The sequence below is a fragment of the Succinivibrio sp. genome (assembly GCF_045124615.1).
Classification (GTDB): domain Bacteria; phylum Pseudomonadota; class Gammaproteobacteria; order Enterobacterales; family Succinivibrionaceae; genus Succinivibrio; species Succinivibrio faecicola.
Genome location: NZ_JBGVMC010000062.1, coordinates 1 through 9,665, shown reverse-complemented (window position 1 = coordinate 9,665; position 9,665 = coordinate 1). Strand labels below are relative to the sequence as shown.

At 35.9% G+C, this 9,665-nt stretch carries 9 protein-coding genes; 3 read left to right on the top strand and 6 right to left on the bottom strand.

Going from position 1 to position 9,665, the window contains the following annotated elements:
* The coding region (locus tag ACJML3_RS01635; protein ID WP_406020049.1) for a hypothetical protein at positions 1-456 on the top strand (456 nt) is incomplete at its 5' end.
* 56 nt (positions 457-512) lie between these two features.
* On the opposite strand, the gene pheA is transcribed toward ACJML3_RS01635, so the two are convergent.
* Complete coding sequence (gene pheA, locus ACJML3_RS01630) at positions 513-1,676, bottom strand: prephenate dehydratase (RefSeq protein ID WP_406020048.1); 1,164 nt, start codon at positions 1,674-1,676, stop codon at positions 513-515.
* Between the two features lie 131 nt (positions 1,677-1,807).
* A complete protein-coding gene (locus ACJML3_RS01625; protein ID WP_406020045.1) occupies positions 1,808-2,551 on the bottom strand; it encodes a Bax inhibitor-1/YccA family protein in 744 nt (247 codons plus the stop codon).
* A 122-nt stretch (positions 2,552-2,673) separates the two neighbouring features.
* Here ACJML3_RS01625 and ung point away from each other — a divergent pair, with 122 nt between their 5' ends.
* Positions 2,674-3,363 carry a uracil-DNA glycosylase gene (gene ung, locus ACJML3_RS01620; RefSeq protein WP_406020043.1) on the top strand — a complete coding sequence of 230 codons (690 nt, stop codon included), beginning with the start codon at positions 2,674-2,676 and terminating at the stop codon, positions 3,361-3,363.
* Positions 3,364-3,871: 508 nt separating this feature from the next.
* Here ung and pseF read toward each other — a convergent pair.
* The 4 genes from pseF to ACJML3_RS01600 are packed head-to-tail and all read right to left on the bottom strand — an operon-like array spanning position 3,872 to position 8,276.
* Positions 3,872-4,561: a pseudaminic acid cytidylyltransferase gene (gene pseF, locus ACJML3_RS01615; RefSeq protein ID WP_406020041.1), complete on the bottom strand. Its 690-nt coding sequence runs from the start codon at positions 4,559-4,561 to the stop codon at positions 3,872-3,874.
* Complete coding sequence (gene pseC, locus ACJML3_RS01610; protein ID WP_406020039.1) at positions 4,562-5,713, bottom strand: UDP-4-amino-4,6-dideoxy-N-acetyl-beta-L-altrosamine transaminase; 1,152 nt, start codon at positions 5,711-5,713, stop codon at positions 4,562-4,564.
* A 1-nt stretch (position 5,714) separates the two neighbouring features.
* Entirely contained in the window at positions 5,715-6,728 is a 1,014-nt protein-coding gene (gene pseB, locus ACJML3_RS01605; protein WP_406020051.1) for a UDP-N-acetylglucosamine 4,6-dehydratase (inverting), read from the bottom strand.
* Between the two features lie 36 nt (positions 6,729-6,764).
* Positions 6,765-8,276, bottom strand: a complete 1,512-nt coding sequence (locus tag ACJML3_RS01600) for a sigma-54 dependent transcriptional regulator (RefSeq protein ID WP_406020037.1) — start codon at positions 8,274-8,276, stop codon at positions 6,765-6,767.
* A gap of 322 nt (positions 8,277-8,598) precedes the next feature.
* Between ACJML3_RS01600 and ACJML3_RS01595 the strand changes: the two genes are divergently transcribed.
* Complete coding sequence (locus ACJML3_RS01595; RefSeq protein WP_406020035.1) at positions 8,599-9,594, top strand: glucosaminidase domain-containing protein; 996 nt, start codon at positions 8,599-8,601, stop codon at positions 9,592-9,594.
* The last annotated feature ends 71 nt before the right edge of the window (positions 9,595-9,665 follow it).

Genomic DNA, 9,665 nt, shown 5'->3' with positions numbered 1-9,665 from the left:
GAGTTTTATAAGGAAGGTACATATAATATTCTTAAGAAACAGGTTATGTGGACAGCAACAGCAAAAGAGGTTTCTTACAAGATGGCCTCTGATCTTTCTAACTGTTCAAAAATCAGAATAGCTCAGATTATAGGTGTTGGTCCTAAGGACAGACTCACAGATGTATCAGTTATATCAGTAAAGATCTCTGATTTATTCAGACCTGCATACAATCCAGATGTGACAGATAACAGAATGTCTTTTAACATTGAGTCTGACAATAAGGAGTTTATTAGCTTCTTTAAGAATAACTTTGTAAACAATACATATCCGTGGACAGCTCTTGGTTATACATATGATTATGGCAAAGAAGATCACTATGGTTTAAGTGAGTTCGTATTGTTAAAAGGAAGCAGATATTATGTTGAGAAGACAGTTAAAATTGATGACTATATTAAGAATAGGTGTCAGTTTTAGACAGAAAGGCTTTGTATATAAAATACCACTCTATAAGAGTGGTATTTGATTATGATCTATTTATTCTGCTGAATCTCAGAACTTGCATAGCAACCTAATACCTTCATGAAATTTGTATATGGCTTAATGCTGTCTAGAATTTCCTGCATTGCAGACTCATTTACATTTGCCTGAACATCAGCAAAGAAGATTTCTTCCCAAACATCCTTATTTGAATCAATACGTGGTCTTGAGATGAGTTTTGTTACGTTAATATTACGCACAGAGAACTCATTTAATACCTTGATTAAGGATCCTGGCTGATACTTCTGTACTGAAAATGCAAGAGATGTTTTTGCAGCAATAGTTTCAGGAATATTAACAGCAGTCATTGAAATAGCAATGAAGCGTGTGAAATTATTTGGATTATTAGAAATATGATCTGAAATAGGTGTTAGATTATATAAGTCAGCTGCCATATGAGATCCAATAGCAACGTGGTGCGGATCATTCATATTTGCAACAATTTCCATTGCCTCAGATGTTGCACTTGTATAGTGAACATTAACGTTTGGAAGCATTTTCTCGATCCACATTGAGCACTGTGTCAGTGGCTGAGGATGAGAGTAGATATCAGTTATTTCTGCCAGATCAGTTTTCTCTACACCAAGAATAGAGTGATCGATTGGCACAAAGATTTCTCCAACAATTGATGCTTTTGTATTCTGAATTGTATCAAGAACATCGTTAATAGAGCCTGAGCTTGAATTCTCAATTGGCAGAATACCAAACTCGCATTTTGAGTTTTCAACAGAAGACACAATTTGAGTAAAAGAAGAGCATCCCTGTGCATTGATATTGCCTTTGTATCCTTCAAGATATTTGATAGTGGCAATATGAGAATAAGAGCCTTTTGTTCCTAAGTAGGCAACAGATGTATCTCTTACAATAGTATCAGAGTTTGCTTTTGCAATAATATACTGCTGTTCTGCACTACATGTATATTTGATAATAGTTTTGAACAGATCGGTAATATAAGATGGAGAAAGACCTGCTTTTTTAGCTTTTTCTCTTAAGTTTACAAGCTTTGAGTGTTCTCTTTGTGGATCAGTAATAGGCTGATTCTTTTCAAGCTTGTATTTTGCAATATCATTTGCAACATCCATTCTCTCTGTTAAAAGTCGGATGATTTCGTTATCAATTCTGTCAATGTCATCTCGACACTGTAGTAAATCTCTCATAGTCAATCCTGTTATTTCACTTACAACAGTATTTTAAAAGATATCTTTGTTTAAGGCAAAAGCAATTAGAAAAAAATAACCTCTAGATCTGTTAAGAGCTAGAGGTTAAGTTGAAACTTACAGTTTAACTGTTAGCTTTCTCTTTTGGATAACAACTTTAAGATTTCGATATATAACCAGCAGATGGTTACTAATAGAGAGAATGCGTTGTAGTATTCAAAGTACTTAGGTAGACCCTGATCAACACCACTCTGGATTGCATCAAAATCAAGGATTAAGCTGAATGCAGCAACAGCACATACAATCAGTGAAATCAGAATTGATAATGGGCCAGATGATGGGATAAGAGCAGAGCCGAACAGTACAAAAATCATGTTTAAAATGTAAAGTACAAAGATACCTGCAACAGCGCCTGTAATAATTGATTTGAATCGCTGAGTAGGAACAATTACCTTATATTTCCAGAGGAAAAGCATGGTCATAACAACAACGAAGGTTGACATAACAGCAGTTGTTACGATACCAGGTGCCTTAGCCTCAAATAATGATGAGATAGTGCCTAAGCCTACACCTTCTAATACAGCATAGATTGGAGCTGTAATAGGTGCTGTGGTTGGCTTGAATATGGTTACTAATGAAACAATGAAAGCTGCAATAACTGAGAAACCCATTAGTAAAGTAGGTGCCTTTCCGTAGTAGTAAAGCTGTCCTAAAGAGTAGTTCATAGCCATGTAACCGATGATTAGTGTTACTGCTACAAGGATAATTGATTTTGTGGTTGTACCCTGAATGGTAGCAGTCTGTTCTGCTGTACCACCAAAGTTATAACCTGCAGCTTTTCCGATTACAGAAATAGCTGGATTAGATGATTGCATAGTTATCTCCTTAAAAATTTAAATAGGTTTTATAACTTAATAGTGTTTTTTTTTCATTATACAATAAGTTCTAGAATAAAATAATAAGAAGAAAATCAATAAAAATTATCAGAGGAATTACCATGCTGACATGGAAAGACATAATAGGTCCGTTAAAACAGACTGATTTTTTCAAACATGCCTATGCTTATCAAAAAGAGCAGCGAAATCTTGGCAAAAATGTATTTCCGCCAGAAGGACAGATCTTCAATGCCTTTGTATATACACCATTAGAGACACTAAAAGTTGTTATCATTGGGCAGGATCCATATCATGAACAAGGTCAGGCAATGGGGCTTAGTTTTTCTGTTCCTGTAGGAATACCTATTCCAAAATCTCTTCATAACATATACAAGGAGTTGTCTGATGATATTCCTGGCTTTAAGAAACCAAACCATGGAAATCTTGTGCCATGGGCAAGACAGGGCGTTCTTCTTCTCAATACAGTTCTGACTGTTAATGAATCTGAGGCGAACTCACACAAGGGGCAGGGCTGGGAATTGTTTACTGACGAAGTAATAAAAGCAATCAGTTCTAACTGTACAAATATTGTCTTTCTTCTATGGGGAAATAATGCAATACAAAAAGCTTCGCTGATTGACAGCTCGAAGCATCTTATTCTTTCATCTGCTCATCCAAGTCCATTGTCAGCTTCAAGAGGCTTTTTTGGAAGTCATCATTTTTCTAAAACAAATGAATACCTAATATCATGTGGCAAAAGACCTATTAACTGGCAACTTCCAGAATTTCTAGATGGATCTGAGGAATTGTAAGAGAAAACTCAATAAAATTGGAAAACGTAAAATGTGCACGGAGATGCACAGAAAAAACGTTTGCGTTTTTTACGATCCCTTATTTATCGGTGACTCTAGGCGTTTGTAAGTAGAAAAAAACGAAAAATAGTTTTGAAAAAATAGTGGTTTTGTAGTAGTATTTTGTAAATTAGTGTGACTGTTATCACATTAATTTTGGATGTTATAAAGTAACATAACAGTCATGCTATGTAGCTTAGTTATGTTTTTGCTCTTGAGCAAAAACATACGTGATAGCTTTCATAAAGGTGAATTGGTGGTTGAGTATCGTTAGGTACTCAACCTTTTTTTTGTTTGGTTGAATACTAAATTAATTTTAATATTCAGCTTTAGGAATAAAGCTTAAGCAAAGTTTACATCAGGATAAATAAAAGCAAAGAAGTAGAATTATAAAAAAAGCCTTCTATCAAAAAATATTTTTGAAAAAGGCCTAATTCATCTAAATTATGTCAAACTGACATTTTATATTTTAATCAAGATTCAGTGAGCTAACTGCATTGTAAAGTGCTCTTGCATAGTCCCAGTCCTCAGGAGTATCTATATCAATAACCCTGTGTCTTGGCATTTGATAGCTGATAGTTTTGTCTTCTATTTGACCTTCAAGCAGTTCTTTTGAATAAATATAGAAAAGACCACAGTCCTGGTAGCATTTTGCAAGATCCTGTGATCTTGTCATAGCATACTCAGGCTCTCTGTAGCTTATATAGCCATCTTCATTAACTATAAAGGCTCTTTGTATTGGAAAAGAGAATTCGCAAACACTGACAAGTGATGATGCATCTGAATTTTGAAATTTACTGTAGGCATTACTTAGGTGTTCTGCTGTTAGAAGTGGTGCTGTAGCATAAATACAGCATACAGAATCAGGATTGTATATGTTCTTTAATCTGTTGTATGCATCTTTTACAACCGCAAAAGTTCCTGTAAAGTCATCAGATAGTTTTTTATCTCTTAAAAATGGTACTTTTGCACCATATTTTTCTGAAATAGCTGCAATTTCTTCATCATCAGTTGAAACTATTACATCATCGAAAAGATTTGATTTTAAAGCCTGAGTAATAGGGTAGGCTATCAGTGGTTTTCCATTAAAATCTTTAATGTTTTTTTTAGGAATTCTTTTTGAACCGCCTCTTGCGGGAATTACTGCAATATTTTTCATTTATATCTCATCTGCAAGCTTTAGTATGCATGCACTTACCATTTGCTGATCAATCTTTGTCATGTTTGGATACAGAGGAATGGAAATGGTATGCTCAAAGAAATATTCAGCGCCTTCAAGTCGAGGATAGTTTTTCAGACTCTGATAATAAGGATGTCTATAAATTGGCAGATAGTGGATCTGAACAAAAATTCCCTTATCTCTCAATGCATTAAAAATCTGATCTCGTTTGTCATTTAAAATAATGATCTGATAAAGATGCCATGAGCTTTCATTTCCATCACTGTCTGCTACAGGGCACTTTATAAGATCATGTTTTAACAGCTCAGGATATGCTTTTGCATGTTCTCTTCGTTTACTTAAAAATTCATCGATTTTATTAAGCTGGCTTATACCAAGAGCTGCCTGAAGATCGGATAGTCTGTAATTAAAACCAAGATCCTGCATCTCATAGTAATAAGCAGGCATGTTTTTATTGACTAGTTTTTCTCTGTCATGAACAATTCCATGTGCAGCATAGCTTTTGATAATAGAGTAGAATTTTTCATTATTAGTAAGACACATACCACCTTCAGCTGTGGTAATAATCTTAACAGGATGAAAAGAAAGAACAGTGATATCTGAATATTTGTTAGAACCTATCATGCTGCCTTTATATGTGGCGCCAAGAGCATGAGCTGCATCTTCTAACAGATAGAATCCATATTCAAGTTTTAATTTGTAAATTCTTTCAAGATCGACAGCTCTTCCTGAAAGATGCACTGCCACAACTACCTTTGGAAGTTTGTTTTGCTTTTTGGCTTCGATAAGCATCTGTTCAAGCGCATCAATGTTCATGTTGCCTGTATATTTGTCAACATCAACAAAAGACACATCTGCACCTAGGAACCTAGCGCAGTTTGCAGATGCTACAAAGCTTACTGCTGATACGAAAACAGTACTTTTACTGTCAACGCCAAGTGCAATCATTGCAAGGTGAAGAGCAGAGGTACAGGAATTGACAGCGACAGAAAAACGACTACCTGTATAGGTAGCCACCTCAGATTCAAACCTTTTTACAGCAGGACCGCAGGTCAGATAATCAGACTGAAGAACTTCTTTTACTGCTTCTATATCGTCATTATCGATAGTCTGAGTACTGTACGGGATCATATTATTTTACCTGCTGTTCTAAAAATTCTACAATTTCCTTAACTGTCAGATAGTGTGGATTGTTAAAGGAGTTATACTCAAATCCAATTGGTACAGGATTACCTTTCTCTCCAATCATTGTTGTTTTGTAATCCTCAGGATCCTGCTTACCAAAGAAGGTAATGGAAGGTCTTATGATAAAGAAGTCATTAAATTCAATGATATGCATTGAATCATCACGTGGACACATGAGTTCATGAATTTTCTCGCCAGGACGGATGCCTATAACCTTCTGGGGAATGTTAGGGGCGATAGCAGTTGCAAGATCGACAATCTTGATTGATGGGATCTTAGGAACGAATACTTCACCGCCTTTCATTCTTACTAGAGCTTTAAGTACGAATTCAACACCCTGCTTTAATGAAATCCAGAATCTTGTCATCTGATCATCTGTAATTGGGATGAATTGTGCTTTTTCCTCAACGAGCTTTCTAAAGAAAGGAACAACAGATCCTCTAGAGCCTGAAACATTGCCATAACGTACAACAGAGAATCTTGTTTTGCCTTCACCTACAAGATTGTTTGCTGCAGTAAACAGCTTGTCAGAGCAAAGTTTAGTTGCACCATAAAGATTAATTGGATTTGCAGCCTTATCTGTTGATAGAGCAACAACTTTTTCTATACCACATTCAATTGCTGCCTCAATGACATTTTCTGCACCATTGATATTGGTTTTGATACATTCCATTGGATTGTATTCAGCGGCAGGTACCTGTTTGATAGCTGCAGCGTGAATTACTATATCAACACCTTTCATCGCAAGCTTAAGTCTTGTCAGATCACGGACATCACCGATAAAATAACGCAGTTTCTCGCTATAGTCAGCAAGACGTTGTTGCATTTCATACTGCTTTAATTCATCTCTTGAATAAACAATTACCTTTTTTACATCGTAATTTTCAAGCACTGTTTTAATGAATTTGTTACCAAAAGAGCCTGTGCCTCCTGTAACAAGAATTGTTTTGTTGTAAAGCAGTTTGCTTATTGATTCGTTAATGTCCATAGTTTGTTCCTAATTAGAAGCTGCGATATTATATTTTTTCATTTTTTCAACAAGAGTTGTTCGACGCAGTCCTAAAATTTCGGATGCTTTTGCGACAACTCCGTTACTCTGCTGTAGAGCCTGCTTAATCATGTTGATTTCAATATTAGAAACCATATCCTTTAGATTTATTCCATCAGGATTTAAAGTTGGCATAAAAGCTTGTGCCATATCATTTTCACCTTCAATAACAGGTAAAGGTGGCAGATCGATAGGCTTGTTGTCAGCTTCCTCCACATCAAAGCTATCCTCTTGAATTTCATCGCCTGGCAGAGGAACTGAGAAGTTATCAAGAAGCGCCATTCTCTCTTCGAATGGATCATCCTCAAGTTTTCCTCCCCTATAGGTAATAGGCAGATCACCTACATCAACAATTTCATTTGGATGTAAGATGAGAAGTCTTTCTACAAGGTTTGACAGTTCTCTAACATTTCCAGGCCAGCTACAGCTCATCAGCTGCAACATAGCTCTTTGTGTAAATCTTACAGTAGATTTCTGCTCTTTTGAGTGACGGTTGACAAGTTCCTGAACTAAAAGTGGAATATCGTCACTTCTATCTCTTAAAGGAGGAGTCTGAATTGGGAATACATTTAGTCTGTAGAAAAGATCCTGTCTGAATAACTTTTCTTCAACCATCTTTTCAAGGTTCTGATGAGTTGCAGCAATAACTCTTACATCAGCGCTGATAGGCTTGTTAGAGCCAACTCTTTCAAACTGTCTTTCCTGAAGAACACGTAAAAGCTTTACTTGCATCTGAAGAGGCATATCACCGATTTCATCCAGGAAGATAGTACCGCCCTGAGCAAGCTCAAAACGTCCCTCATGAGAACTGATAGCACCTGTAAAAGCGCCCTTCTCGTGACCGAAAAGTTCTGATTCTAAAAGCTCAGCAGGAATTGCACCGCAGTTTACAGGAACGAAATTCTTGTTCTTTCTTTTTGAAAGTTCATGAATTGCTCTTGCAACAACTTCCTTTCCTGTACCTGATTCACCAAGAATAAGTACAGATGCATCAGTTGAAGCTACCTGTTCAATAAGTCTTCTTACATTAGTAATAGCCTTACCCTGACCTACGAGCATTTTTATGAGTGTAGCTGCACCACTGCCTGATTTTGATGAGAATTTTCTCATGGTTCTGAATGACTGGCAGTAGTGTAATAAAGAGACAATCTCATCGTAATTTGGATCGTCACTTATAGAGCCTAAAAGATTAGAGTATGAACTTAAATCATCTTTTATATTTTCTGAGCATAGTAAAAAGGCTGTATCCTGATGCTTTGATAATAATTCATCAGCCTTTATAGCATCTGTATCACCAAGAACACAGAAGTCCACATTTGAATCTTCCGCGTCAAAATATGACAGGCAGTCGTTTACATCTCCACTCTGACAGGATAGACCTAAAAAAGAGAAGATTGTTTCAAGAGACTGTCTTTTTGATGCATCCTTTTCAAGGATTAGCAGATTACCGGAGAACTGCATATGACATACCTAATATATTAAAAAATACTTATCTATTGTCTATCATACAATAACTATTAAAATTAATGACAAAAATTTGACAAAAAAAACAAAAGAAACATTATAAATTGTGAGCAAGGTTGTTTTTTAAAAACACAATAATATATTGAAAAGTCTTGATTTTGCTTCATTAATTGATATTGTCGCTTTTTCTCTAATATTGTCCTAAGTCGTCAAAAAAATGTTGTAACGTTTATTTTTTATATGGTCAGGTTTTTATCTGGCACGTTCATTGCATCAGCTTGGTAAATTGTAAAAACGTCTATTTTTTGTCAGGTGAGTTATGAGTGAGGATCTACTAATTGCTAATACAGCTAAAACCGATATTGGTTTTGCAGCTGATCATCGCAGTCTGCAGAAACTCAAAAAACTCGGTTTGGGCGATAAAAAAGATCAGGCTTTAGCTTTAAAAGCTGCAGCAGAGCAGTTTGAAGCTTTGCTCAATAAATACTGGCTTGATGCAATGAAGCAGACTAATGAGACTATAAATCCTGATTCGCCACTGCATTCAAAGTATTCATCATTCTTTGACGATATGCTTTCAACTCAGTATGTCGGTTCAATGAATTCTAAAACATCAATCAACAAGAATTCTGTTACCTACCTTATTACAAAGCAGTTTGCCAAGTCCTTAGGCGATGAGGGTAAAGCTCTTATGGCAGAGCTTGACAAGATGTCCGTAGGTCAGAGAAGTAAAGAGAGCTACGTAAAAGGCTCAAATGTATCTTTAAGCAATCTTGCCTCCTTAAAGGTTGATACAAATGCTTCTGTTTCAAGACTTAAAGATTTATATGGATCAATAAAGGAAAATTCAGATCTTAAGAATATTCAGAACGAGGAGGATTTTGTCAAGAAGATAATGCCTTATGCTCTGAAGGCTGTAGAAGGCATTGGATTTAATCCATTGGTTTTAGTTGCACAGGCTGCTCTTGAAACAGGATGGGGCCGTCATGTTTCTGACAACAACAATTATTTTGGCATCAAGGCTAATGATTCTTACAAGGGAGAAAATACAAGTGAACTTACTTCTGAGTATATAGATGGTAAGAAAGTCAACGTTATAGACAAGTTCAGAAAATACTCAGGTGTCCTTGAGAGTATGAAGGATTATATAAGCTTTATTAAAGATAATCCAAGATACAAGGATGCAATAGATAAAAGTTATAGTCCCGACGAATATTTTGAGCAGATTCATAAGGCCGGATACGCTACAGATCCTAACTATGCCGACAAACTCAAAAAAATTTCACGAAAAATTGCATTTATGGCATACAAATAGCATATATAGAATCTGAGAAGGAAATTTAGGCGGAAAATTGCCATAAAGGGGTCATACGATGTCAGTCGATT